Raw genomic sequence first — 24,474 nt, 5'->3', positions numbered from 1 at the left:
CCTTTCGCCCGTCGCCTCCTTATGGTACAATAGCTCTGAGTCTTATACCGAGGTGGTCCATGAAGGTAGATAACACCCTTGCTTCAACGGTAAATTCATCAAAATCAAAATCCACACGAGCAGAACGGGCTCCACGAAACGACCGCGGGAATAACACCGTGGATGATAGCGTAGAGCTTGGTTTGCAGGAGTCTCCGCTCAGAGCCGGTGCAATGGCCGGTCATGCGGAAGCCCTGGCAACGGTCGAGGGACTCGATTTCCACAAGGCGTCCCATGCCCACCTGATCTCCCCTGATGCTTCGCAAAAACTGCTAAGCCTCATCTGAGAAACAACCGGCCCCTCTTTCCGGACCATATGTGATATTTTGCGATCATCTGCGCGGCCGTGTTCGGCCCGGAACTAATTTAAATTTAATTAAAGAAAATGAAGGATTGATTATTTACCCCGAAGGCTGATCTAATTCGGGCCCTCCCCTCCTTTTCATTTTCTCCTTATTTTCTTGACATTGTTATATCTCCCAGGATATAACGATGACCAGGGGAAGACCTGCTGCAAAAGCAGGCGCGGATAAGTTCACGGAAGGGAGGGCCCTAACTTTCAGGGACAGACTGCCCGTAATACCGGCGCAATATATAGTAAGGAGGCAGAATGAAGAGAACCGCTATTTTCGCACTCGCACTACTTCTCACACTTCCGGCTCTCGGTTTTGCAGGAAGCGCAACCAGCCGCTGGGACATGACTATCGGCGGGTATGTAAAGTTCGACATGGGTTATACGACCCAGGCTCAGAATCAGGATATCCAGTATGCCCAGAGGTCGGGCGGATTGAATGACAACCTCGCCGATAAGTACGGCAACTTCTATTCCTACGCGGGCGAGACAAGGCTCAATTTCCTGGTGAGGGGGCCGGATGCATGGGGTGCCCGAACATCGGCATTTGTCGAAGGAGATTTCAGAGGCAATCAGGCAAACGGCAATGCAGGCAGCAACGCCGGCACCTTCAGCCTCAGGCATGCCTTCATGCAGTTCGAATGGCCCCATAGCAAGCTCGTAATAGGCCAGACGTGGCAGACCTGGGGGTTCCTTCCCACCTACGCAAATTCCACCCTGGGCAATAATGACCTCAGCCCCTTTCTCAAGGGGATCAGACAGCCTTTGGTAAGATTTGAGCAGACCCTTGCGAAGGACTGGACCTGGAAATTAGGCATCATCTCTCCCACGAACACCCTGGGAAGCGGCTCCCTTACGGGGAACGGTGAGACGCTGAGCCCGGGCGTGGACGGCTACACCTTGAGCCAAATGCCTTTCCTGGAAGGCTCCTTCGGCTGGTCTTCGGACAAATGCGGAAATATCGGTCCCTGGAAGATGCTCTTCGCCCTGGACGGATTTTACGGCCAGCAGAAGATGATCACGGGCATCACGAATTCGAACGGCTCGCTCACCTATGAGGACAAGAACATAAACTCCTGGGGTATCTCCTTCAAAGGCTTCGTCCCCATTATCCCCGAAAAGAAGGGCAATAAGGCAGGAGCACTCTCCATATCAGGCGTGGTATTCTACAGCCAGAACCCGGGCATGTTCATGAGCTCTTCGAATAACGGGAATGTATATAATGCAAACTTTGGTTATACTTCCGGCGTGTACAATACCCTTGGCACAAATACCATTAATCTGACGACCCCGGCCGGGCAGGCTGCCTACCTCGGGCTCGATTATGCTGCACCCACCCAGTACGGCGGCTGGGGTCAGGCATCCTATTTTTTCACCGATAAATTATTCATCAACGGCTGGTACGGCTTCATGAGGACCAATGTCAGCCAGGCATGGATGAACAGCGCGGCCAATACCAATGCCGCGGTCAATACTACGCAGATGATCGCTAATCTCCTCTATGATGTAAATGCCGCGGTCAGGGTCGGTTTCGAGTACTCCTACTACAACACTCGCTATGCGGGCTATCCCGCAGTTGTCGGTGGCGTCCCGACTATGAGCAAGGACGGCGCCGCAAGCTCATTCAGGGTCGGAGCCTGGTATTTTTTCTAAGTCCGTCCTAAACCGGAAGTATGGGGGGCGCTGCCTCCCCTTTTTTCTCGTCCCATCCACTTCCCGCTCAGCTTCTTGAAGTATTATCTATTTATGCGTTGCGGTCAGGACAGGAGAGGCGCGGAAGGATAGGTGAGAGAGTGAGGATTGGCGGTCAATCGGCTCAATCCTTACTCTCACGTTCTGCTCCACCTTTATATTTCGATAAATTCTTTCGGGGCGAAGTTTTTTTTCCTGGTCCACACGTAAGCTGTGCCTTTCGTGATCCTGAATACTTTGATCGGGCCCCAACCCTGTGTATCGACAAAAGGCTTTAAGAAGGGTCTCATGGTTAAGATCTCCTCTTTCAGGGCCTGATCTTCGAACACCTCGATTGTTCCCGTAATCCTTACCTGGATCCCGGCTTCAAGGTCGTTGAAACTGACCTCCACCTTCGGATTCCTGACCAGTTGCTTCCATACATCCTTTGCGTCGGCGGTCTGATAGAGCAGGCCTTTCTCGTCCGCCCGCACCAGGGCCATTCCCCTCACCCGGGGTTGGTCCCCCTCAAGGGTAGCAAAAAACGAGGCGGGATGGTCGTTACAGAATTTAAGAATCTCTTCTTTCGTCATATGGAGCCTCCAGAGTTGTTTTTGGATATCCGGCTGATTTAAGTCTAATGCACTCCATAGAGAGTCTCAAGAGGAAACATATATTGCGTAAGCCTTCGATGGCCTCACATATAGTGCGAAAGACCGAGAAGTAGCGGAGAAAAGGTGGAGAAAAACCGACCGTTCATTGTGGGCCGGTCGAGACCGCCGAGAGGTTTTTGCGGTCCATCACAGGTCGGAATTCCATTTATTGTAGATGCTCATTGCCTTTTCCCTGCCTTCCAGGAAAAAAACATGCGCCGCCTCAGCGGCCCTGTCCAGGGCGTCGGCCAGATCCTCAAGCTCCTCATTCCGGAACCGGGAAAGAACGTAATCTTCAGGGGCCATTCCGGGATCTCTTCCGATCCCGATCTTCATCCTGTAAAAAAGGGGCGACTGGAGGCTTTCGATAACCGACCTCACGCCTTTGTGACCCGCGTCTCTCCCGTTCCATTTAATTTTTAGCTTTCCGAACTCCATATCGAGATCGTCCTGAACGAGGAGGAGATCCTCCCGGGCAACCCCCGTTTTTTTCATGAGCTGCCCCACGGGTCCACCTGAGAGGTTCATATAGGTTTGCGGTTTTGCGATAATAAGGTCATCCAGGGTTCCCACCCTGCATCCGCACATTCTTTGGTTGAGGCTCACCTTGTATTTTTCGGAAAACCTTTCAACCACGAGGTAGCCGATATTGTGCCTTGTATGCGCATACCCGCTACCTTTATTTCCTAAACCACAGAGGAGAAACAATAATGGCTACTCCTCTTTCTCTTCCGTCTCGGTCGTCTCTACCGGTGCTTCCGTGGTGCCGCCATGGGCAATCGTGACGATCGCTACATCCGCGCCCTCAAGGAGCTTTACGCCCGGCAGCGATACCTGGCTTACATGCACCGAATCGCCGATGTCGAGTGAAGAGATATCGATGTCCAATGCTTCCGGGATCTGTGTCGGGAGGCATTCGACCCTGATAGACCGAAGGTGCTGCTCGACTATCCCTTCTTTGGTCACGCCGATAGCTTCACCTTGCAGGCGTATCGGTATTTCCACTTCTATCATTCTCGTCATCGATACCTGGAGAAAGTCGATATGAAGGACCCTGTCATTCACCGTCTCCTTCTGTACTTCTTTAATCATTACCGGCCTGTGCTGCGATTCCCCCTGAGCCAATATCTCCATATCGAGAATTGCATTTCTCTTAACATGGCGGCCGAGGACGCTCCATTCACGAGCGGAGACCGTGAGGACGATAGGCTCCACATCCCTGCCGTAAAGAATGGCGGGGATCCTGCCTTCTTTTCTCAACTTCCTCGCAACCGATTTCCCTTTATTGTCTCTAATTTCCGCCTTAATGACCATCTGTTCCATAGAAACCTCCTTACCTCATCAAATAAACAACGAACTGACTGATTCGTCATTATGTATTCTTCTGATCGCCTCGCCCAGTATAGGCGATACGTCGAGTACCTTGATCTTTTCCACCTCTTTTGCGGCGCCCGCCAGTGGAATAGTATTGGTAACCACCAATTCCTTCAATGGAGAGGCCTTTATCCGTTCCGCTGCATTGCCCGACAGAACTGGATGCGTGCAGCACGCATAGACCGAGGTGGCGCCGTTTTCCATAATCGCTTCGGCAGCCTGCACGATCGTACCGCCCGTATCCATCATATCATCGAGAATTATCGCCGTTTTGCCCCGGACGTCGCCAATAATATGCATAACCTTCGATACATTCGCCTTTTCGCGCCTCTTATCTATGATGGCAAGGGTCGCATTCAGCCGCTTGCCCATCTCGCGTGCCCTCTCGACGCCGCCGGCGTCGGGCGAGACAACGACAATCTCCCCCTCGATCCTTCTTAAGTATTCGAAGAGCACAGGCAACGCAAGGAGGTGATCCACAGGTACCCCGAAAAATCCCTGGATCTGACCCGCGTGGAGGTCCATGGCAAGAAGTCTCGAAGCCCCCGCAGTGGTAATGAGGTCCGCCACGAGACGCGCCGATATCGAGGTCCTCGGGACTACCTTCCTGTCCTGGCGCGCGTATCCGTAATAGGGTATCACCACGGTGATACGATCCGCTGAAGCTCTTTTAAGGGCGTCGACCATAATGAGCAGTTCCATCAGGTTGTGGCTCACCGGCGGACAGGTGGGCTGAACCACGAACGTATCGGTCCCCCTGACGCTCTCTTCTATCTCCACCTGTATCTCTCCGTCACTGAACTTACTGACCTTCGCCTTCCCCGGAGCCATCCCGAGGAAGCTGCAGATCTTCTCCGCAAGCGCTGCATTCGCATTTCCCGTGAATATTCTCAGCTTGTCCACCTGAACCCCCTAAAAGAATAAGTTCTGGGGCGGGAGGATTCGAACCTCCGAATGCAGGCTCCAAAGGCCTGTGTCTTACCGCTTGACGACACCCCAATAATCTGTTTTTTTAACCAATTTCCAGGCTATCTATCTGGCTTTGGTACGCCTGCAGCACGGTCGATTCTATCTGTTGCCTCATAGAACTGTTGAGAGGGTGAACGGTGTCCCGATAGGAGCCGTCCTTCATTTTCTTGCTCGGCATGGCCACAAAGAGTTTATTCTCTCCGTGTATCACTTTGAGGTCTCTCACGATAAAACAGTCATCCAGAACAATAGAAGCGTATGCCTTCACCTTCTTCTCGTTAACGGGAAATATCTTCACTGCCGTAATGTCCATAGGTCCCCCCCTAGATACTGTGAACGATAAACCGGCTGCCCGTACCATCTAATGAGACTGAACCCCTTCCCGCTTCAGTCTCATTTTCGAATATACCGAACACCGAAGAACCGCTTCCGCTCATTAATGCCCCGATAGAGCCGGAAGCGATCAGCCTTTCTTTTACTACTTTAATTGTAGGGCACATTAGTATTCCGACATCTTCAAGGTCGTTCTCCAAAATGCGCGAAACGTCGAAAGCAGTTACAAGATTCCCACTCAATTTAATATCATTTTCCCCCTTTGTCAACACGATTCTTAGTCGCTTATATACCTCCGGGGTGGATAAAAGCACGTTCGGATAGACGATGAGATAATGCATTAGAGGAAGTGAAATGGGGGTTATTCTCTCCCCTATGCCTTCCATCACGCATGGCTTTCCATACAGGAAGAGAGGCACATCCGCCCCCACCGAGGCGCCCAGAGCCATAAGGTCGGCCCGGCTGATGTCCAGTCCCCAAATTCCCGCGACCGCCTTCAGTGCGGTGGCCGCGTCGCTGCTCGGCCCGCCCAGGCCGCTGCCGATGGGAATGTTCTTTTCCATGAACACTCTCGCCCCCCGCGAGACGCCGAACTTCTTTTTGACGAGCATGATAGCCCTGTAGACGGTATTCTTTTCGCCCTCCGGAAGAAGGGCCTTGTCGTCCTCCACCACCACCCTTCCCGACGGATCGTCCTCTATATGCAGAACATCGTAAAGGGATACGAGGTCGACCACGCTGAATATGTTATGGTATCCATCATCCCTTTTCGAAAGCACCTTGAGTAAAAGATTCACCTTGGCGGGCGCCAGATAAGTTCCCTTCATTCTTTCTCCCTTTCTTCCCTCTATCCGAAAATGCCGGACAAAGCCGCCTCGGAAGAATCTTTATCCCTGCCCATAGACACCCTCCACATGATACCTGTCGATACCGAATTCCGGATTGGCGATGACATTAATTTTGGTCCTGTAGGTCGTCTCGAGGCTCTCGATGGAGCTCTTCTCTTCTTCATAGAGGAGGCTCACCACTTCGGGCGAAAGGTACACGTTGTAAGTCTTCCCCTCTTCCTTCCTGCATGCGCTCCTGAGCTCCCTCAGCACCTCGTAGCAGACCGTATAGCGTGATTTGCCGTAACCCGAGCCGTCGCAATTCGGGCACACCTCGGAAAGAAGGGTGACAATATTATGGCGCGTCCGTTTCCTCGTGAGCTGGACAAGGCCGATCTCACTTATGGGATAGGCGAAGGTCTTGATCCTGTCTTTCTTGAGCGCTTCCATCAGGGTCTGAAAGACCGTCTCCCTCGATTCCTTCCGCTCCATATCGATAAAATCGACGATGATAATCCCGCCTATATTCCTCAACCTGATCTGGTAGGCAATTTCCTTCACCGCTTCGAGGTTCGTCCTGAGAATCGTGTCCTCCAGGTCCTTCTTCCCCAAATACCTACCCGTGTTCACATCGATAACAGTGAGGGCTTCCGTGTAGTCGAGGACGATATAGCCTCCCGACTTGAGCCATATCTTTTTCTGCAGGAGTTTCGCAATCTCCATTTCAATGCGATAAACTTCAAAAATAGGGTCTTTCTCGTTAAAATAGCTGATTTCACAGGCTTGCCCCGGCAAAAGCTCCTTCAGGAACTCTTCGATCTTCTCGTAAATATACGGATCGTCCACCACGATGCGCTTCAGGTTGTGGGAGTGAAGGTCCCGGATCACACGGAATATGATTCCCAGATCCTGATGGAGTATAGAAGGCGCACGCACGTGCCTGGCCTTCTCCTGTGTGCTCTCCCAGACCCTTTTCAGAAAATCGAGATCGCTCTCCAGCTCCTCCTTTGCTTTCCCCTCAGATGCGGTCCTTGCGATAACTCCAAACCCTTTGGGGCATATCTCCTTGAGAATCGTGGCGAGCCTCTTTCTCTCGTCTTCCTGCTCGATCCTTCTCGATACGCCGACGTGCTCGGTGGACGGCATAAGGACGAGGAGCCGTCCGGGCAGCGTGATCTTCGACGTCACCCGGGTCCCCTTCTGGCCGATAGGCTCTCTCGATACCTGGACGGTAAGCTCCTGTCCCTCTTCCAGCACTCCTTCGATGCGTTCCGGCATTTCAATATGAAATCCCGCGTCCTCGAATTCCTCATACATCATCCGGTCGATGATAATATCGCCCACATAGAGAAAAGCCGACTTCTCCAGACCTATATCCACGAACGCAGCATCCATGCCGGGAACGATGCGGGCAACCCTGCCTTTGTAGATACTCCCCACCATACTGTTGTCGTTCTTCTTCTCTATAAAGAATTCAACGAGCACCCCGTTCTCAAGAAAGGCTATCCTCGTTTCGCTGAAAGTTACATTAATTATCAGTTCCGATGCCATCGATCCTTCTCGCCTCCATTTTTACAATACGCTCAAACCGTCCGCTTTTCCATAGCTCTTTGATCCCCTTCCTCTCTTTGGAGATGGAGAAATAACGCCCCCCTCTCTCCCGGGGCCATACCCTTTCCAGATCCACGGGCTCGTGAGAAACGAATAAAAATGCGTAGTCCCGGGTTAAGCTCTGCAACGTGCCCGCGCGAAATTCAAAAATCCTCATTCCCCTGGGTAATGTCTTGTTCATCTCTGCCACCAACATCCGGTCGGGCAGGATTCCCCCTTCCGTTTCCACTTCTATGAGCTCACAGGTACTCTCTATTCCCATGGGCAAGGCTTCGGACAGGGAAATTTTAGGCAGGGGATGATATTTTCCGTGCATCTTTATCAGTATTCCCGCTGACCTCAGAGCCCTCAGAAGGATATTCATCGTGTCGAGATGGCCTATATACCTGGAGTCACCGTATTTCCCGTACCTGAAGGTGAACTTGTAGGAAAGGTGGACTGCATTGCGTATGAGACTCACCGGGCCCCGGTCTTCCGGAGAGGGGGTCAATTCTTCGGCCGGGTCTGAGGGAGACGTATCGGTGCGGCGGCATCCGATCCCGCATGCCGCACAGCCGGTATAACAGTCTTCCGTCCCCTCGCCCATGTCCGCCTTCAGAAATTCTGCATCGAGAAAGGCCTTTTCGACGCCCGTTTCTATAAATTCCCAAGGCAATCTTTCTCCCGGAGCAATGGCGCCGAGGTAGCCCTCCATGGAAAGACCTTCTTTCCGGAACCAGTCGTCATATAGCTCAGGCCTGAAAAATTCTCTCCAGGCTTCCAGTTTCGCCCCATGGTCCGCAAGGTACTCGAAGAGAGGGGAGAGACGTTCGTCCCCCCTTGAAATAACCGCTTCTATAGCGCTGGTCCTTATGTCCCTGTACCTCACGGTCACGTTCTTTTTTTTCAGCGCCCTTTTTATCATGGCCATCTTTTCTGCGAGCACGCTCTCGCTCTCCATGGCCAACCCCTGAAAGGGTGTGTGGGGTTTCGGAATGAAGGGCGAAACCGCAAGGTTTATATTTATGCCCTCTCTTGCGAAAGGGGTCACGAGCTCCCGAATACTCATGATATCTTCCTCTTTCTCCCACGGGAAGCCTATCATGAAGTAAAGTTTCAGCTTTCTCCACCCGCACTTCTTGAGGACCGGCAAAACCCTCACGAGGGCCTCGAAATCAATGTTCTTGTTGAGACGGCGCCTCATATCCACAGACGCCGACTCCAGGGCAAAAGTGAAGCCCGTATGCGCGATGTCTGCTATGATCTGTATCTCCTCTTCGCCGATGCTTCCGATCTTAAGGGACGGCAGGGCCACCGACACGCCTCTGTGATGCATTTTAATGTGGTTGATAACATCAAAAAGACAGCTATAATCACCGGAGCTGAGAGAAAGAAGGGAGACTTCCTCGTAACCGGTCTTCCTCAATGCACGATCAATAATTCCTGCCACGGTTTCAAAAGAACGCTCGCGATAGGGTCTGTAGCCGAACCCGGCCATACAGAACCTGCACCCGTTGCCGCACCCCCTCGATACCTCGACATTCAATCTGTTGTGGATGCTGCCTACCACTGGAATGGGCGGCCGCACAGGGTGATAGGCGTTATCCAGATTTTCGATGAAGAGCCTCTTCACCCGTGCCCGGGGGTAAAGGGGCGCATATACGCCCTCGATAGTACCCAGTTCCCGAACGATCTCGCTCCTGTTCATCCCTTTCATGGCCTTCAGTACATCGAGGATATCGAGAATGGCGTGATCCGCTTCCCCCACGACTATTATGTCGAAAAAAGTCTCGAAAGGCCTGGGGTTCAGCATGAGCGGGCCGCCGCCCACGATAATGGGTCCCTTTTCACGCTCGGCCGACCTCAGGGGGATGCCCGCGAGAGAAAGCATGTTGAGCACATTTGTTACGTTGAGCTCATAAGAAAGGGAAAAGCCGATCCCGTCCATAACCGCGAGTGGGGTATGGGATTCAAGGGTGACGAGGGGACGGTTTCCTTCTCTCAGGTAATTCTCCATATCGTGCCATGGAGCGAAACAGCGCTCGCACCATGTATCCTCCCGGTTGTTCATCAGCTCGTAGAGGAGAAAGAGGCCGTAGTAGGACATACCCACTTCATAAATATCCGGATAGGCCAGGGCGAATCTCACCGTCACCGCTGCGGGGTCCTTCATTACCGCGTGGGGCTCGATACCCGCGTAACGGGCCGGTTTCATTATATGGTACGGAATATTCAGTGTGCCCTCCGCTCTTCCATGATTCGGGTAAGATCGCCCGTCACCATATCTTGTATCTTTTTCAGACCGTCTTCGGTCGTTGCCTCGAATCTCAGCACGAGTATGGGTCCCGTATTCGATGGCCGGACCAGCCCCCATCCGCCCTGGAGGATCACCCTCACCCCGTCGATGTCGATCACCTTATAACGCTCCCGGTAGTATTCGGTAAGACTTTTTACCACATCAAACTTCAGCGTGTCGGGACAATCGATCCGTATCTCGGGAGTAGAGTACATTTTAGGGAGGTCCGCAAGGTACTCGGACAAAGGCCTGTCGTCGTTCCCCATGATCTCCAGAAGTCTCAGGGTCGCGTATATCGCGTCGTCATAACCGAAAAATCTCTCTCCGAAGAATACATGACCGCTCATTTCTCCTCCGAGGAGGGCGCCGGTCTCTTTCATCTTCTGTTTGATGAGGGAGTGGCCCGCCTTCCACATTATGGGATTGCCGCCGCTCTTTTCGACCTGATCGAAGAGGTTTGTGGAGCACTTCACCTCCGACACGATAGTGGCTCCTTTATGCCTCTTCAGTATGTCCCGGGCAAAGATAATCATGAGGTAGTCACCCCAGATTATGCCCCCTTTTTCGTCAATTACCCCGATCCTGTCCCCGTCGCCGTCATAGCCGATGCCGACGTCGGCATTCTTTTCAACTACCATCCTCCTCAAATCGACCAGGTTCTTCTCCACTGTGGGGTCGGGATGGTGGTTGGGGAATCGTCCGTCCATATCGCAAAAAAGCTCGGTGACCTGCTGACCCATCTCTCTGAGTATGGGGAGCGCCACCACCCCTGCCGTGCCGTTTCCCGCATCGAGGACTATATTGAATCTATTTTTGAGTGAAATATTTGTTCTCAGAAATCTGTAATAATCATTCACCAGATCTGTATATCTTTCGCAGGAGCCTTCACCCGTAAGGAATCTTCTCTCTTCTATGATCTTCTTCAGTTTCTGTATCTCTTCACCGAAAATAGTGGCTTTTTCGAAGGCAATCTTAAATCCGTTTTGATCGCCCGGATTATGGCTTCCCGTGATCATGACCCCGCCGTCCACATCATAATTGAAGAGAGAAAAGTAGAAAAGGCCGGTGGGAATCAAGCCGAGATCGATTACGTGAAGGCCCCCTTCCATCATCCCGGAAAGGAGGACGTCGCGAAGGTGCTCCGAGCTGAGTCTGCAGTCCCTGGCAAGGGAGACGGTTTTTTTGCCCTTTTCTCTCATATAGGCGGCATATGCCCTTCCTATGTCGGTCACTACCTCATCACTCAGATCAGGATCAACAGTGCCTCTGATATCATATTCACGGAATATCTGGGTGTTCATCTTTTATCTCTCCTATTCCTTTTCCCCGGCCGGGAGCCGCTCCCCTTATCGGTCACTCTTCCATATAGGCGGCGCCCACAATAGCCGCGTCCTCACCAAGCCTGACCTTTTCGATACGAAGGCCCTTCGCGGATGCCGGCATCACCCGTCTCTCCATGGCCTTTGCCGCGTCTTCCATGAGACCTGTTGACCCGAAGATCACGCCTCCCCCCAACATCACGAGCTCCGGGTTGAGGATGTTCACGAGGCTCGCGAGGCCGGCGCCCATATACTCGACGACCTCTGCCCACAGATTATTGCAGAGTTCGTCTCCCTCCATGGCCGCCTGTTCTATATGGCCTGCGTTCAGGAGCTCGATCATCCCGCCCGTAAGGCCCCAGACTTTTCCCCTGTAGCCCTCGCGGAGCCTGCCCCTTACCCTTTCGACGATATAGGAGCCTCCGCAGTATGCCTCAAAACATCCCCTATTGCCGCAATGGCACCGGTACCCCTCCGGGTTGAGCGTCATGTGGCCGATCTCTCCGCCCACATTCGAAAAGCCTCTGTAGATCCTCCCGTCCAGGATAAGGCCTCCGCCTATGCCCGTTCCCACAAAAACACCGAGCACATGGGAGGGCGTCTGCCTCAGACCGAACTTCCATTCCCCGTAGGTAGCGGCGTTGACGTCATTCTCGACCATAACGGCGATACCCGTCTCCCGCTCCAGGTCGTCCTTTAACGGTACGTCCCACCAGCCCAAATTGGGAGAAAAAACTATTTTCTGGGTATATTTCTCAATCTGACCCGCGGAGGCTATCCCTATCCTCTCCACGGCCTTCCTCGAGATCCCGCTCTTTGCGATAACTTCGTTCACAAGAGAAGCAAGGTCTGCAAGGACCCCGGCATACCCGGAGCCGGCAACAGTGGGGATCTTAGTCCTCCCCGTGACATTGCCCGAAGCATCGACCAGGCCGCCGACTATTTTTGTTCCTCCCAAGTCTATTCCTATTCTCATAGGCACATCCTTTCCTCTCATAAGTGACGGGAGACACTATGGGTATCCCCGTCGATATTCACGAATTCAACCGCCTTTCAGCATCTCCAGAAACATTCGTCCGTTCTTTGCCGCCTTGCCCTGATGACAATTATTGAAAAACACGAACGTCACGGCCGCCTTCGACGCGACTTCCTTCACGGCTGCAAGGGGGCCGCTTAGCTCCTCTTTGGTATAGAGATAGTCGTATCTTACCTCCATCGGCGCACCGAACCAATTCTTGTTCCTGCCGTGGAAACGGAAGTATCCTGTATCTGAGGTGAGGACAGGCTTGAAAGGAAGAAGCCCCGCGAGTTCCGGTTCATCCACCACGCAACAACCCACCGAGAGGCCTCTCAGGATCTCCATATAGCGTTCGTCCGACCACTTTACGTTCCTGAACTCCACTACCGGTCCGAATTCACCGAATTCGTCCTTGAGAAGCTTGAGGTAGTCAAGGTTCCTGCCGTTGGGAATGAACCCGTAAGGAAACTGAAATAAGAGACTTTTCATATTTCCATTGAGGGGGGCCACACCTTCCTTGAACAGTCTCATAAGTCCCGTCGGGTCCTCGTTTCTCTCGTGCGTAAGACCCTTATATGCTTTCACGGCAAAAAGAAAGTCCGGGGACGTCCTGGCAATGAAGGATTCCATCGTCCTTTTTGACGGCAGCGCGTAATAGGTAAAATTGACTTCGAGGGCCTTAAAGCCTAGAACCTGTTCATAATAGGGGAGCATCTCCTGTTTCTTAATGCCTGCCGGATATACCTCGCCAACCCAATCGGCAAATGAAAAACCGCTTGTCCCTACAAATATCTCACCCATACATTTTGATTTGACATCTCCTTCCCATGTAAATAATATATGTCAACCTTCAAAATCTCAAGGCAAAAAGGGGAAAGCGTGGAAAAACAGTATGTTATAGATGATATCACTGTAAGGGATACATGGAGAATGTTCCATATTATGGCCGAATTCGTGGAAGGCTTCGAAAACCTCTCGGAGATACAGCCCGCCATCAGTTTTTTCGGGAGCGCCCGCTGCAAAGACGGCGACCCTCTCTATACGAGGACCTATGAACTGGCGAAGCTCGTGGCCAAGAGCGGATTCAACATCATCACCGGGGGCGGGGGCGGCGTCATGGAAGCTGCCAACAAAGCAGCATCCGAGGAGGGAGTTAAATCGGTGGGGGTCAATATCGAGCTGCCCTTTGAGCAAAAACCGAACCCCTATTCCAACCTGAGTCTCCACTTCAGGTATTTTTTCGTGCGAAAGGTGATGTTCGTGAAATATGCCATGGCTTACATTGTCATGCCGGGAGGGTTCGGGACCCTCGACGAGTGTTTCGAAGCCCTGACGCTCATTCAAACAAGGAAGATAAAGCCTTTCCCCGTCATCCTCGTCGATTCTTCCTATTGGAAACCGATCATGGAATGGATGACCGGACAGCTGCTTGCCCAAAACCTCATCTCAAAAGAGGATTTCCATATATTCAAAGTAATGGATGACCCTGAAGAGATTGTCGAATATGTAAAGAGATTCGTTATCCTTTAATTTCGATACCTGCCTATTCCCTGAAGACGTCTCCCTCTCCATCGACGCCGTCATCCGCATATCGGACCTTTTCCTCGGGCCCTGTCGCGGCGTCATCCCCGGCCCCTTCCCTCTTACGGGCAAAGATCAGGAAGCCCGTATGTCCGATCATCCGGTCTTCGGGCCTCACCCTTTCCGCAATGGTCTTATATTTTCTGAGCATTATCTCCAGGACCTCTACATGGCCGAAGCCTTTATGAATCTCTTTCAATATTTCGCTGATCTGGTTTGCAGTGGGCACGATCATGCCGATAGTACCGCTTTCCTTCAGAAGGTTCCTTACCTTCGAAAGGTAAAGCCACGGCTCTCTTACATCGACAAATACTGCGTCAAAAGGCACTCCTTCATAGTCGTCTATATCCTGGTGACGAAGCTCCACGTTCTTCCACTCGAGGAAACGCTCCATATTCTTCCTGGCATTCCTGAAATGCCTGTCCTCTTTCTCAAAACTGACCACCCCGCCCTCGGGACCGACTGCATGGGAAAAGAGGTAGGTGAGGGCGCCGCTGCCGGTGCCCACTTCAAGCACCCTGGAGCCGCTTTTTACATTCAATTTAAAAGGAATGTAAAATCCATCTTTAGGAAATATGATCTGCGTCTCTCGCAGGAGCCCGTACATGATAATGTCTTCTATGGTCGGCTCGTAAAGGTCGTATCCTTCCCAGTGAAGGCCATAGGGTTTTCCGATAAGATCGGCAAAATTGATGGCGCCGCCTTTCCCGTGGAACGATCTGTCCGCTCCCACTCTTTTCAAATATTTCCTGTCTTTATGAATGATCAGGACGAGATCGTTCTCTTCAATGGTCTTCATTTATCCTCTATGGTCCGATTTGTTTTACTTGCCATGGTTTGTCGTACCTACACCGATACCTGGCGCTCTTACTCTAGTATAAAGAGGCTGATTTTGTCAAAAGCGGACCTCATTCTCTTCGCCCCGCGACGTACCCCCCAATTGTTGACAAGAGAGCGTTTCCTTTTATAGTATTTAGGTACTCTGCGGCAAGGGAGGAAAATGACGGCTTTTAACTGGAAAAGATACGGTCTCTATCTGATAAGGTGGCAACTCTCCACCCCCATACTGGCAGGGGTCCTCTATGTCCTCTCCGGTACGGGGAGACTCACCGCCACTATCATTGCAAATTTTATCGGCGGCCTCATATTTTTTTGGATAGACAGGTTCATCTTTACCTCCCGGGCACTGAGCGCCCAATGGGAGATCAGGGACGTCGTAGTATGCGTCACTTGCGGGAGAGAGGCCCGGGGTTATCGAATCGTGAAAGCTCCGGGGTATGATAAAACAGCAGACAAGAGGCCGGAATTCCGCTGCGAAGCCTGTTCGGAACAAAAGGCGGAAGAGTTGCGAAAACGGGGGCTCCCCGTATAGACATCTCGAACGCCTCACGGTAATCGGCCTTTATCCCGGCACCCATCTCCCCTCTTGATTGTAGACCCCGCCATGATGTATTAATCTAGGATGAAAAAAGATGAATCCATTTACAGGCTTCTGTCGGGCCTGCCCCGGATTCGAGAACCGGAGCCCCCGGAGGTCCACACCCCGAAGCAGACGGAACCTGACGATGCCGCTCTCTTCCATGAAGAGATGAAAACGGTAAGAATAATCGGTAAGAAGAAAGACAGGGTTATACCTAAATCAGGCAAAGCTCACAACCCCCGCCCCAGCTCACATGACCTCTCCCGCCAACTCAGGAAAGCCTTGGAAGAAACACCTTTTTGTGTCCCCAATCTGCCGGAATACATGGAGGGCCGTGGGGAGGATGCAAACCCTCTTGTTATGGAGAAACTGAGAAGCGGCGAGTTCTCTGTTCAAAAGATCCTGGACCTTCACGGCTATTCTGTGGAGGATGCCTCCGTCCTTTTCAGTGATTTCATAAAAGATGCCGTCTCCTCGGGCCTTAACTGCGTCAAGATTATCCATGGAAGAGGACTTAAATCCAAAACAGGGCCGGTTCTCAAGGAGAAGCTCAAGGAATGGATTGTGCGGGCCATACACCGGAAATGGGTGGTAGCCTTCTCAAGTCCGAAAATGTCCGAAGGGGGCCCGGGGGCCACCGTCATACTCCTGAGACGCATCCCCGAAAAGAAGAAGATACGCATCGCGGGATAGCCGGACCTTTCCTTTCCGGCGCATACCCCATTATGGAATAAAAGGTTTATCATGATAATTCCGGTGCTTACACGATCTTCAAAGACAGTTTTGGCTTTTAAATTCCCAATCTTTCTGTTATAAGAAACAAGGAGGAACCGACATGAAAAGAATAGGGATAATAGGTCTCGGGAATATGGGTGAAGCCATTCTGAAAGCCCTCCTCAAAGGGGGTGCCGGAAAAAAGGACATCCTTTGCGTTGAGGTCAAAGCGGAGAGGGTCGCTTTTCTTAAGGAGGCTTATCATATAGACTGCATCCAAAGCATCGGCGAGGCGGCGAAAAAAGCGGACCGGCTCATACTGGCGGTCAAGCCTCAGAATTCAAAGGAGCTGATCCACGGACTCTCCCCGCTAATCCGGGAGAAGACGGTCCTTATCTCCATAATGGCTGGAGTCACGACCTCAAATATCATAGCCCTGATGGGGAAACCCTCCAAAATCATAAGGATCATGCCCAACGTGTGCGTTAAGGTAGGCGAGGGGGCGATGGGGATCTGTTCGAACAGCTTCGTTACCACGGAAGAGATGGAGGAAACGGAGAACCTCTTCGCTCCCCTCGGTAAACTCGTCGAGGTGACGGAGGATCTTATGGACGCGGTGACGGCCCTGGGAGCAAGCGCACCCGCTTTTCTCCTCCTCTTCATCGAATCGATGATCGACGCGGGAGTAAAGATGGGTCTTACCCGCGATAAAGCGAGGGTCCTTTCCCTTCAGGTGGTAAAGGGGACGGCAAGGATGCTTGAAGAAGAAGATATCCACCCCACGCTCATGAAGGAAATGATTACGTCGCCCGGAGGCACCACCATCGCAGGGCTTGCCTCTCTTGAAGAAGACGGCATAAGGGGAAAGGTGGGCAAAGCGATCGAAAAAGCATGCAAGAGGGCGAAAGAGCTGTCGTTATGATGCGTAACGGATACGGGAGCCAAAGGCAACTGATGGTCGAAACCCAAATTATCGCCAGGGGCGTGAGGGACGACAAGGTGATAGATGCCTTCCTCCAGGTCCCGAGGCACCTCTTCGTGGAAGACGCATTTCAGGGTCAGGCTTACGATGATAATCCATTGCCCATAGGAGAGAAGCAGACCATATCGCAGCCTTACATCGTCGCCCTCATGACTGAGACGCTCGAGTTCACCGGAACGGAAAAGGTCCTTGAGATCGGCACCGGATCGGGATATCAGACCGCCATACTCGCCCGGCTTGCCGAGCAGGTATACTCAATCGAGCGAATCCCCGGTTTGGCAAAAAGGGCTCGCAAGCTTTTCGATGAATTGAAATATACGAATATTGTGGTGACTATAGGCGACGGCACTTTGGGATGGAAGGAGCACTCGCCCTATGACCGGATCATTGTCACCGCCGCCGCGCCCCGGCCCCCGAGAGCGCTTCTCGATCAATTAGGCAAGGGAGGCAGAATGATTATCCCGGTAGGGGATGAGGTCTCGCAGAATTTAATGCTCTATACCAGAGAGGATGACGGACAGATCATGGCAGAGAACAAGGGCGGGTGCCGGTTCGTGAAGCTCATCGGAGAGCAGGGTTGGAAGGAATAAAAGAGGAAAAGGGGTCGGAGGAGTTTTTCGGCGAAGGCGAGCTGAGGGCGGAGAGGCTCTACCTCAAGGACCTTCGGAAGCTCTCCATCATGACCCTTGAAGATGAAAGACTCTATGCCGAACGAATCGCCTCCGGCGATCAGGAGGCGAGGAAAAAGCTGATAGAAGCCAACCTCAGGCTCGTCGTGAAAATCGCCCGCAAATACACCAATCAGGGGTTATCTAATCTCGATCTCATAGAAGAAGGGAATATCGGCCTCATCCGGGCAGTGGAGAAATTCGACCCCTCCCGTAACTGCAGGTTCTCCACCTACGCCACGTGGTGGATACGTCAGGCCGTGGAAAGGGCCATTGCAAATCAATCGAGGACTGTGAGGCTGCCGATTCATATATCGTCGAAAGTCTATAAAGTCTCCAGGTCGGTGAACTCCTTCCTCGAGAAGCACGGCCGGGACCCGACGCCGGAGGAGACAGCTCAGGACACGGGCCTCTCCGTCGACCTCATCAATAATCTCTATACCATGGTGGTGAGGACGTGCTCTCTTGAAACAATTATCGATGATGAGGGGAAACTTACTCTCGAAGAGGTACTGCCTGACACAAGGACCGAAGAACCCCTGTCCGCATACGAGCAAACCACGCGGGTGGAAGAGATCGCCTCCTGGCTCGACACACTGGGGAGTGATGAGAAGAAGGTAATTATTCTCCGGTACGGTCTCGACGGGCAGGACCCTCAGACGCTCGAATCGGTCGGGAAAGCCTTCGGCGTCACAAGGGAGCGGATCAGACAAATCGAGCAAAAGGCTCTGAATAAACTGCGAAAAATAGTGAAGAGAAAACATATTGGAACAGAAACCCTCTGAGGCGAAACCCGCGTCGAATCCGCTCGCGGATATAGTGAGGAAGGGCTCGGTGATCACTGTGATCACCCTCATAAGCAGGCCCATAGGTTATGTAAGAGAGGCCATCCAGGCCTACCTCTTCGGCGCCACCTTGCTGGTGGATGCCTTTATCATCGCCTTTAATTTCCCGGAGCTGGTACAGACACTCTTCTTCTCGGGCGCCACCAGTGCATTTCTCGTCCCCGTCTGTACGAAGTATATGAAAAATGAGCGGGAATATTCGGAGATATATTCCACTTTCATAAATCTGTCGCTCCTTATTACCTTTTTTGTCTCTCTCCTGCTTCTTCTGTTCAGCAGCGGCATAGTGAAGCTCATCGCGCCCGGCTTCAGTCCCGAAGCGCGAGGCGTGACCATGTATCTCTTTATAATCATGATACCGGTCATCACCTTCCACACTTTACTTTCCATTATGAAGGCATTCCTCAATGCCAGAGAACATTTTGCCGCGCCGGAAATGTCGGGCCTTCTCTGGAATGTGGCGTTCATCGTTTTCGCTCTCACCCTCAGCCGGAAATGGGGTATTTACAGTTTGGCGGTGGGCGCAACAGTCGGATCCGCACTTCAGATACTGATGCAGCTCCCTTACACGCGCAAGCTTCATATACAGTACAGACCGGTCATCTCCTTCGCCCATCCCGCAATTAAAGAGGCAAGGAATCTCTTCACGGGCGCCCTCATCGCGACTTCGATCGTGCCCGTAAACAGTTTTGTCGGCCGTATTATCGCCTCTTACTTGCCTCACGGAGAAGTGGCGTCCCTTTCCTACGCCTTCAGGATATTCATCCTTCCTTTCAGCCTTTTCGCGGTGCCTGTCTATACGGTAATGTTTTCGAAAATATCCAGGCTTTTTCACGAGAAAAAATGGGAAGATATAAGGTCCCATATCGACAGCTCGATGGTCCTCCTCTTTATAAGCTTGATCCCCTGCACCGTACTCCTCTGCACCCTGGGAGAAACTTTTGTCGAGATACTCTACCAGAGGGGGGCCTTCACCGCCGCGGACACGTCGCTCACCGGTAAGGCGCTCTTCGGCTACGGCATCGGCCTTCTATTCTACGCCCTCTCCCTTTCGTTCGTGAGGATATTCAATGCCATGCACGATATGAAGACCCCTGCTCTCGTGGGATTAACTTCGATCGCGCTTAACGCCATACTCGCATATAGCCTTATGACGCCCTTCAAAAACCTCGGCATATCCCTTGCCACATCGGCCGTCTCCCTCTACAATTTCCTTTTTCTCTATATCCTGCTGAAAAAAAGAGTCGGATACAAACCCGGAGCCGATGCGGTCAGAAAAATTGCCAAATCTCTTTTCGCAGGCTTCGTCGCTTTTCCGCTCATCCTTTTCGCAAAAGGCTTCTTTCACCACAGGGCGTACCCTTCCCTGGCAGCGGGTATCATTCTGACTGTAATAGTTTACGGAATTTTTTTCAGGAGCTACTTTCAGGAGAGGCTTCGAAGGAAACTGCGCTTCTTACGCTGATCCGGTTATTCCATTTCCAACTCAAAGTGCTCTCTTCGTTGCACTCGTCATCTGTTCCTTGATGTACTGCAGTACATCTGCGTCGCTCCTTCCTTAAGCGCCTCGATATCATCTTTGATTTGGAATTGGAATCATACGTACCACATCTCCATCTCGAAATTTTCAGAAGGCACCGCTACCGAGAGGTACCCGCGTTTGGGAATCCTGTCCACGATCATCTCTTTGATCTTGAGTGAGATCCAGATGGTAATTTTGTCGCCCCTTTTTGCACCGAAAGCGTCGAAAGGCACTTCCATCTCCAGGATCTCCGAAAAAGCCGTCCGCACCGGCAGGGAACCTTCCACTGCGTCTCCCTTTACACGATAGACCAGTTTGTGAACCTCTTTGGTCATAAGGCTGATCTCGAAGGAGAGGTCTTTCAGGTCCGGAATAAAGGACTGGCTCACGTCCACCCGGAGGAAAAGGGACTTTTCGTTGAATCCGTAGTAACATCCCTTTATGACGGCTTCCGCTTCATGCATGGCCATTCCATGGCCTTTGCCTTCGATGAAGCCGGCGCCCATCCAGTCAAAATAATTGGTCACCCGTCCATCGACTATGGGATAAATATAATTTATCGGCTCCCTGTCGGACCTTACTTCCCGGTCTTCGAGAAGGATTGGAATGTTGAGGATGTCGGGGGGTTCCTTTCCCAGGAAACGGTACACGTTTGCAAGGTTCTCACGGAAAAGAAAATCGAAAACCTCATCATTTTCCGAAGAATGCTCGTCACCGTACCACCAGAACCAATCGCTCCCTTCGGCGATATAGATCGATTCCCACGCCTCTCTGTTGTTTTTCCCCGGGTCCTCCTTTTCGAGGAATTCACGGGTCATGGACAGGAGAGTCCAACCCGTATTATCCTCCACATGACCGATCCATATGGCGAAATTATGGCCTATCCACGAGCCCGCGAAACAATGGGGCAGTGCACCCGAATCAGGCGCCCTCTCCAGGTATTCGGAGATTGTCACGGGCGAGATCGCGCTCTCTTTCAATATACCCTCATAAAGAAACTGGAGGAAATCGCGGCCGTCATTCTTGTAATGCTCCCACGCATTTTCCCCATCCATGGCGATGGTGACAAGGGGTGCGCTTATTCTCCCCCTCACCGATTCGCCGATCCTCCTGATCCTCCGGATGCAGTCTTCGGCAGCTTCCTTGGGCGCCATTCGGGAATAATGGAAGGAGATAAGATCGGAGAGGCTCTTATCGCGGAAAACCATATGGAGAGATCTCCCGTCCTTCTCATATTTGAACGGCTTATAAAGGATCTCAGGGTCCAGAAGGAATCCATTTCCGTCCCGTCTTAAATCAACGTGAAGACTCTGAAATAGTATCTCTTCATCCGTGGCGATCCATGAGATTCCGCTTTTCATATAGAGCTCGAGGGCTCCATCGCTCACCGAACCTTCAGGGGGCCACATGCCTTTGGGTGCGGACCCGAAATATCGGGTGAAAAGGCGGACCGCCTCCTCGATCTGAGCGGCGCCGTCTTCAGGCCTCGCAAACAACATTTCGGGCAGATCTACATAAGGCATCGCCTCTCTTGCGGAGCGGCTGTCAATAAGAAGGGGAACGATAGGGTGATAGAAGGGAGAGGTAGAAACCTCCATCGCTCCGCTCGCGGCAAGCTCCTTGTAGAGGGGCACCGTACTTTGAAGTATGTGGCGCTGTGCGTCCTCGACGACCTTCTTGTCCTCTTCGCTGAACCTCCTCCCCTTGGAAACGAGGGATTTCAAGCCATCGTAGCTCTCGATGAACACAGGGTCTATCCATGAGAGAAAGAACAAGATCTGGATATCCCGCAGGTCGTCATAGGAGAAATAGTCGATTATGCCGCCAATGCCTTCCTTCGGATAATAGAAGCCCCTTTTAGCGAGAAGCTCATAATACCTGGGAAAGGGCCTTATCATGTTTTCCCAGTTCGCATTGAAAAAATTATTTAATAAAAAAGCCTTTTCATCCCGGGAAAGGTCACGGGGTTCTTTCCTGAATATCTCGAGATACCTGTCGCGCGCATTTCCCGTCTCGTAATCGGTCATCTGGACGAGAAGGGAAGGCACCACGTTGAAATTCTGCTTCAAGCCCTCGAATTGCCTGAGCAGGAGCGCCATATCGCAATAATCTTTTGTCCCATGGAGGAGGACCCAGGGCAGCAGATATTCCCCGGTGTACAGGTTTTTGTAGTATGGTTGATGCATGTGCCAGAGAAAAGAGAGATAAAGAGGCTCCATTATGCGGCCCCCAGGTGACTCAGCCGTATGGTATGAGAGATCTCCAGCAGTCCCACCGTCCCCGCATAGCCCCTTGAAGGACCGAAAGAACCTGGATTGAAAAGGATCCTGTCTCCCCTCATGGTCTGAAGCGGTATATGGGAATGGCCGAAGATAATGAGGTCGACGTCTGTGAATTCACTCAGTACAAGCTCCTCAATCCCCGCGGGACCACCCCGTCCGTGCATTATACCGATCCTCTTACCTTCTATTTGCTCGATCCGGGTATCCGGCAGGATCTCCCTCACTTCATAATCATCCATATTTCCTCTTACTCCAATCAAATTCCATGTGGAGAGATAGTCATACACTTCCCGTGAAACCATATCGCCGGCATGTATAAGCATATCAACGCGGCTGAATAGTGTGTCCATTGTGCGCCGGAGATTTTCGTTCACGCGGATGAGATGGGTGTCGGAAAGAACACCAATCCTTATCATAGTCCATTACTTTATGCCAAAAAAACCTTTTATGTCAATGAGCTAAATTGACATGGGGCTTTGATGAATGTTAGACTTACGCGTGAATTTAATCGGTACGCTTAATAAGAGATTTTATCTCTATCTCCTCAAGGAGCTCTCTTATATTTTCCTTCTCTCTCTCGGGATCCTCACCTTTATTCTGGTGCTGGGGAGGATCGGTCAGCTGGCGGATCTGGTAGTCAATAAAGGTGTTGAGATCAAGGACATTATCCTCCTCATCGTCTATTCTTCGCCGCCCTACCTCACCTTCACCCTTCCCATGGCCTTTCTTCTTTCCACCATCGTCGTCCTCGGAAGATTATCGACTGAAAATGAGATATTGGCGCTCAAGGCCAGCGGAGTCAATCTGAAGTGCCTTTTCATGCCCATGCTCGCTATCGCGGTGATCATCACTCTTTTCGGGCTCATTAACACGGTGATCCTCCTGCCGAAAAGCGGTGTTCTTTTCAAAAGCACCCTGATTAATATTGTGAAAAAAGGGATAAGCCTGGACGATAAGGAAGGCGCTTTCAACGATACCCTTCCCGGTATTGTGGTATACATTGATAAGGTCAATACCAAGGACAAGCAGCTCACGGGCATTCTAGTAGCGGACGACCGGGACAGGAACGTAAAACAAACCATCTCCGCCAGTAAGGGGATTATAAACCTCGATCCGGACACCTTGGACCTGGCTTTTATTCTGGAGAACGGAAATCTCCAGAGATGGGATAAAAAGGCTGATACCTATAACAATGTCTCCTTCAGGAATTATACGTTCATTATGAATCTCGAAAAGGTATTGCCTCAGAATTTCAATCCCCGTAAGAGGCCTTTTGAAATGGATACTGCAGAGCTCACCGCTGCCCTTGCCAAGGCGCAGTCGGCGAGCGACAGGTATGATCTTCTTCTCGAAATTTACAAGAAGTTTACGATTCCCCTCTCTTCCCTGGCATTTGTCTTCCTTACGGTGCCGCTGGGCATAAAACGAAGAGTGGAGGGTAAGTTTTCAGGAGCCTTATACAGTATCCTGCTTTTTATATTCTATTACCTTCTCATGGCAGTCACGGAAAACGTGGGGAAAGTAATCCATCTCCCTGTCCTCATCACCACCATGTTGCCTAATATTTTATTTGTTTTCATAGGTCTTTATCTTTCAAGAGAGCTGAATTATGAGGATCAAACCGGTACCGCGCAGAAACTGAGACAAATTTGGGTATATTGCGTTGAAAAAACTAAATAAATATCTCGTCTGGAATGCCCTGAAAATATTGGCCCTCACGGAGCTTGCAGGCATGGTCATGTTCGTCAATATCGAGTTTTTCGAGCATATGGACCTTTTCACCAAGTCTTTTTCCAATTTTCTCCTCAGCATCGGTTATATCCTTCTCAGGACGCCCTATTATTTAAACCTCATCCTTCCCCTGGCATTTCTCATTTCCCTGCTCATTCTGCTCATGCTCATGATACGGGGTAATGAGATGATCGTCATCCGCACGTCGGGGATCAGCACCTTTTCAATCATGAAACCGATCGTAATTTTCTCTCTCGTTCTGGTGGTGATCTCTTTCATCTTCTCCGA

At 51.5% G+C, this 24,474-nt stretch carries 25 protein-coding genes and 1 tRNA gene; 11 read left to right on the top strand and 15 right to left on the bottom strand.

The window, feature by feature from the left end; genetic code table 11:
• Positions 1-158 precede the first annotated feature (158 nt).
• Positions 159-326, top strand: coding sequence for a hypothetical protein (locus tag VGJ94_04700; protein HEY3275897.1), 168 nt, complete (start codon positions 159-161; stop codon positions 324-326).
• A 323-nt stretch (positions 327-649) separates the two neighbouring features.
• Positions 650-2,044 carry a hypothetical protein gene (locus VGJ94_04695; protein ID HEY3275896.1) on the top strand — a complete coding sequence of 465 codons (1,395 nt, stop codon included), beginning with the start codon at positions 650-652 and terminating at the stop codon, positions 2,042-2,044.
• Between the two features lie 194 nt (positions 2,045-2,238).
• Here the strand turns inward: VGJ94_04695 and VGJ94_04690 are convergent, their stop codons facing one another.
• The 12 genes from VGJ94_04690 to VGJ94_04635 all read right to left on the bottom strand — a co-directional run bounded on the left by VGJ94_04690 (position 2,239) and on the right by VGJ94_04635 (position 13,242).
• Positions 2,239-2,655 carry a pyridoxamine 5'-phosphate oxidase family protein gene (locus tag VGJ94_04690; protein HEY3275895.1) on the bottom strand — a complete coding sequence of 139 codons (417 nt, stop codon included), beginning with the start codon at positions 2,653-2,655 and terminating at the stop codon, positions 2,239-2,241.
• Between the two features lie 207 nt (positions 2,656-2,862).
• Positions 2,863-3,423, bottom strand: coding sequence for an aminoacyl-tRNA hydrolase (pth, locus tag VGJ94_04685; protein ID HEY3275894.1), 561 nt, complete (start codon positions 3,421-3,423; stop codon positions 2,863-2,865).
• A gap of 6 nt (positions 3,424-3,429) precedes the next feature.
• Positions 3,430-4,038, bottom strand: coding sequence for a 50S ribosomal protein L25 (locus VGJ94_04680; protein ID HEY3275893.1), 609 nt, complete (start codon positions 4,036-4,038; stop codon positions 3,430-3,432).
• Between the two features lie 18 nt (positions 4,039-4,056).
• Positions 4,057-4,992 carry a ribose-phosphate pyrophosphokinase gene (locus VGJ94_04675; protein HEY3275892.1) on the bottom strand — a complete coding sequence of 312 codons (936 nt, stop codon included), beginning with the start codon at positions 4,990-4,992 and terminating at the stop codon, positions 4,057-4,059.
• Positions 4,993-5,016: 24 nt separating this feature from the next.
• Positions 5,017-5,088 (bottom strand) — tRNA-Gln (locus tag VGJ94_04670).
• A 13-nt stretch (positions 5,089-5,101) separates the two neighbouring features.
• Positions 5,102-5,371, bottom strand: coding sequence for a septation regulator SpoVG (gene spoVG, locus VGJ94_04665; protein HEY3275891.1), 270 nt, complete (start codon positions 5,369-5,371; stop codon positions 5,102-5,104).
• A 10-nt stretch (positions 5,372-5,381) separates the two neighbouring features.
• On the bottom strand, positions 5,382-6,218 hold the full coding sequence (gene ispE, locus VGJ94_04660) for a 4-(cytidine 5'-diphospho)-2-C-methyl-D-erythritol kinase (GenBank protein HEY3275890.1): 837 nt from the start codon (positions 6,216-6,218) through the stop codon (positions 5,382-5,384).
• Between the two features lie 60 nt (positions 6,219-6,278).
• Positions 6,279-7,769 carry an Rne/Rng family ribonuclease gene (locus tag VGJ94_04655; protein ID HEY3275889.1) on the bottom strand — a complete coding sequence of 497 codons (1,491 nt, stop codon included), beginning with the start codon at positions 7,767-7,769 and terminating at the stop codon, positions 6,279-6,281.
• Complete coding sequence (locus VGJ94_04650; GenBank protein HEY3275888.1) at positions 7,747-10,023, bottom strand: TIGR03960 family B12-binding radical SAM protein; 2,277 nt, start codon at positions 10,021-10,023, stop codon at positions 7,747-7,749. Before VGJ94_04650 ends, VGJ94_04655 begins: the two co-directional genes overlap by 23 nt.
• A 17-nt stretch (positions 10,024-10,040) precedes the next feature.
• Complete coding sequence (locus VGJ94_04645) at positions 10,041-11,405, bottom strand: phosphomannomutase/phosphoglucomutase (GenBank protein ID HEY3275887.1); 1,365 nt, start codon at positions 11,403-11,405, stop codon at positions 10,041-10,043.
• A 52-nt stretch (positions 11,406-11,457) separates the two neighbouring features.
• Positions 11,458-12,399, bottom strand: a complete 942-nt coding sequence (locus tag VGJ94_04640) for an ROK family protein (protein ID HEY3275886.1) — start codon at positions 12,397-12,399, stop codon at positions 11,458-11,460.
• 66 nt (positions 12,400-12,465) lie between these two features.
• On the bottom strand, positions 12,466-13,242 hold the full coding sequence (locus VGJ94_04635) for a DUF72 domain-containing protein (GenBank protein ID HEY3275885.1): 777 nt from the start codon (positions 13,240-13,242) through the stop codon (positions 12,466-12,468).
• 78 nt (positions 13,243-13,320) lie between these two features.
• On the opposite strand from VGJ94_04635, the gene VGJ94_04630 reads away from it, so the two are divergent.
• Positions 13,321-13,971 carry a TIGR00730 family Rossman fold protein gene (locus VGJ94_04630; GenBank protein HEY3275884.1) on the top strand — a complete coding sequence of 217 codons (651 nt, stop codon included), beginning with the start codon at positions 13,321-13,323 and terminating at the stop codon, positions 13,969-13,971.
• A 13-nt stretch (positions 13,972-13,984) separates the two neighbouring features.
• Here VGJ94_04630 and VGJ94_04625 read toward each other — a convergent pair whose 3' ends face one another.
• Positions 13,985-14,821, bottom strand: coding sequence for a methyltransferase domain-containing protein (locus VGJ94_04625; protein HEY3275883.1), 837 nt, complete (start codon positions 14,819-14,821; stop codon positions 13,985-13,987).
• A 201-nt stretch (positions 14,822-15,022) separates the two neighbouring features.
• Between VGJ94_04625 and VGJ94_04620 the strand changes: the two genes are divergently transcribed.
• The 6 genes from VGJ94_04620 to murJ all read left to right on the top strand — a co-directional run bounded on the left by VGJ94_04620 (position 15,023) and on the right by murJ (position 20,116).
• Positions 15,023-15,394: a hypothetical protein gene (locus VGJ94_04620; protein ID HEY3275882.1), complete on the top strand. Its 372-nt coding sequence runs from the start codon at positions 15,023-15,025 to the stop codon at positions 15,392-15,394.
• A 90-nt stretch (positions 15,395-15,484) separates the two neighbouring features.
• Entirely contained in the window at positions 15,485-16,135 is a 651-nt protein-coding gene (locus VGJ94_04615; protein HEY3275881.1) for a Smr/MutS family protein, read from the top strand.
• 142 nt (positions 16,136-16,277) lie between these two features.
• Complete coding sequence (gene proC, locus VGJ94_04610; GenBank protein HEY3275880.1) at positions 16,278-17,078, top strand: pyrroline-5-carboxylate reductase; 801 nt, start codon at positions 16,278-16,280, stop codon at positions 17,076-17,078.
• Entirely contained in the window at positions 17,075-17,728 is a 654-nt protein-coding gene (locus VGJ94_04605) for a protein-L-isoaspartate(D-aspartate) O-methyltransferase (protein HEY3275879.1), read from the top strand. Before proC ends, VGJ94_04605 begins: the two co-directional genes overlap by 4 nt.
• The gene (locus tag VGJ94_04600) at positions 17,716-18,591 is read left to right on the top strand and encodes a sigma-70 family RNA polymerase sigma factor (protein ID HEY3275878.1); all 876 of its coding nucleotides are present in this window, start codon (positions 17,716-17,718) and stop codon (positions 18,589-18,591) included. Before VGJ94_04605 ends, VGJ94_04600 begins: the two co-directional genes overlap by 13 nt.
• Positions 18,572-20,116 (top strand): murein biosynthesis integral membrane protein MurJ, encoded by a 1,545-nt coding sequence (gene murJ, locus VGJ94_04595; GenBank protein ID HEY3275877.1) that lies wholly within the window; start codon positions 18,572-18,574, stop codon positions 20,114-20,116. The genes VGJ94_04600 and murJ overlap by 20 nt, the downstream gene beginning before the upstream one ends.
• 131 nt (positions 20,117-20,247) lie before the next feature.
• Here the strand turns inward: murJ and VGJ94_04590 are convergent, their stop codons facing one another.
• Together VGJ94_04590 and VGJ94_04585 are read right to left on the bottom strand one after the other, a co-directional pair.
• Positions 20,248-22,392 carry a glycoside hydrolase family 57 protein gene (locus VGJ94_04590; GenBank protein ID HEY3275876.1) on the bottom strand — a complete coding sequence of 715 codons (2,145 nt, stop codon included), beginning with the start codon at positions 22,390-22,392 and terminating at the stop codon, positions 20,248-20,250.
• Positions 22,392-22,871, bottom strand: a complete 480-nt coding sequence (locus tag VGJ94_04585) for a metallophosphoesterase (protein HEY3275875.1) — start codon at positions 22,869-22,871, stop codon at positions 22,392-22,394. The genes VGJ94_04590 and VGJ94_04585 overlap by 1 nt, the downstream gene beginning before the upstream one ends.
• Before the next feature lie 67 nt (positions 22,872-22,938).
• Between VGJ94_04585 and VGJ94_04580 the strand changes: the two genes are divergently transcribed.
• Positions 22,939-24,135: an LptF/LptG family permease gene (locus VGJ94_04580; protein HEY3275874.1), complete on the top strand. Its 1,197-nt coding sequence runs from the start codon at positions 22,939-22,941 to the stop codon at positions 24,133-24,135.
• Positions 24,119-24,474, top strand: a 356-nt coding sequence (locus VGJ94_04575) for an LptF/LptG family permease (protein HEY3275873.1), incomplete at its 3' end; no start/stop codon positions are given. The genes VGJ94_04580 and VGJ94_04575, both read left to right, overlap by 17 nt.

Source organism: Syntrophorhabdaceae bacterium (assembly GCA_036504895.1).
Lineage (GTDB): Bacteria > Desulfobacterota > Syntrophorhabdia > Syntrophorhabdales > Syntrophorhabdaceae > PNOM01.
Note: the sequence above shows the minus strand (reverse complement) of the source record. Positions and strands in the feature narration are given on the sequence as shown.

What these genes read in the sequence shown, in the direction of transcription:
- VGJ94_04695 (HEY3275896.1), top strand. Translation starts at nt 650, where the DNA reads ATGAAGAGAACCGCTATTTTCGCACTCGCACTACTTCTCACACTTCCG.
- VGJ94_04690 (HEY3275895.1), bottom strand. Translation starts at nt 2,655, where the DNA reads ATGACGAAAGAAGAGATTCTTAAATTCTGTAACGACCATCCCGCCTCG.
- VGJ94_04680 (HEY3275893.1), bottom strand. Translation starts at nt 4,038, where the DNA reads ATGGAACAGATGGTCATTAAGGCGGAAATTAGAGACAATAAAGGGAAA.
- spoVG (HEY3275891.1), bottom strand. Translation starts at nt 5,371, where the DNA reads ATGGACATTACGGCAGTGAAGATATTTCCCGTTAACGAGAAGAAGGTG.
- ispE (HEY3275890.1), bottom strand. Translation starts at nt 6,218, where the DNA reads ATGAAGGGAACTTATCTGGCGCCCGCCAAGGTGAATCTTTTACTCAAG.
- VGJ94_04655 (HEY3275889.1), bottom strand. Translation starts at nt 7,769, where the DNA reads ATGGCATCGGAACTGATAATTAATGTAACTTTCAGCGAAACGAGGATA.
- VGJ94_04650 (HEY3275888.1), bottom strand. Translation starts at nt 10,023, where the DNA reads ATGAAACCGGCCCGTTACGCGGGTATCGAGCCCCACGCGGTAATGAAG.
- VGJ94_04645 (HEY3275887.1), bottom strand. Translation starts at nt 11,405, where the DNA reads ATGAACACCCAGATATTCCGTGAATATGATATCAGAGGCACTGTTGAT.
- VGJ94_04640 (HEY3275886.1), bottom strand. Translation starts at nt 12,399, where the DNA reads ATGAGAATAGGAATAGACTTGGGAGGAACAAAAATAGTCGGCGGCCTG.
- VGJ94_04635 (HEY3275885.1), bottom strand. Translation starts at nt 13,242, where the DNA reads ATGGGTGAGATATTTGTAGGGACAAGCGGTTTTTCATTTGCCGATTGG.
- VGJ94_04625 (HEY3275883.1), bottom strand. Translation starts at nt 14,821, where the DNA reads ATGAAGACCATTGAAGAGAACGATCTCGTCCTGATCATTCATAAAGAC.
- VGJ94_04620 (HEY3275882.1), top strand. Translation starts at nt 15,023, where the DNA reads ATGACGGCTTTTAACTGGAAAAGATACGGTCTCTATCTGATAAGGTGG.
- VGJ94_04615 (HEY3275881.1), top strand. Translation starts at nt 15,485, where the DNA reads ATGAAAAAAGATGAATCCATTTACAGGCTTCTGTCGGGCCTGCCCCGG.
- proC (HEY3275880.1), top strand. Translation starts at nt 16,278, where the DNA reads ATGAAAAGAATAGGGATAATAGGTCTCGGGAATATGGGTGAAGCCATT.
- VGJ94_04605 (HEY3275879.1), top strand. Translation starts at nt 17,075, where the DNA reads ATGATGCGTAACGGATACGGGAGCCAAAGGCAACTGATGGTCGAAACC.
- VGJ94_04590 (HEY3275876.1), bottom strand. Translation starts at nt 22,392, where the DNA reads ATGGAGCCTCTTTATCTCTCTTTTCTCTGGCACATGCATCAACCATAC.
- VGJ94_04585 (HEY3275875.1), bottom strand. Translation starts at nt 22,871, where the DNA reads ATGATAAGGATTGGTGTTCTTTCCGACACCCATCTCATCCGCGTGAAC.
- VGJ94_04580 (HEY3275874.1), top strand. Translation starts at nt 22,939, where the DNA reads ATGTTAGACTTACGCGTGAATTTAATCGGTACGCTTAATAAGAGATTT.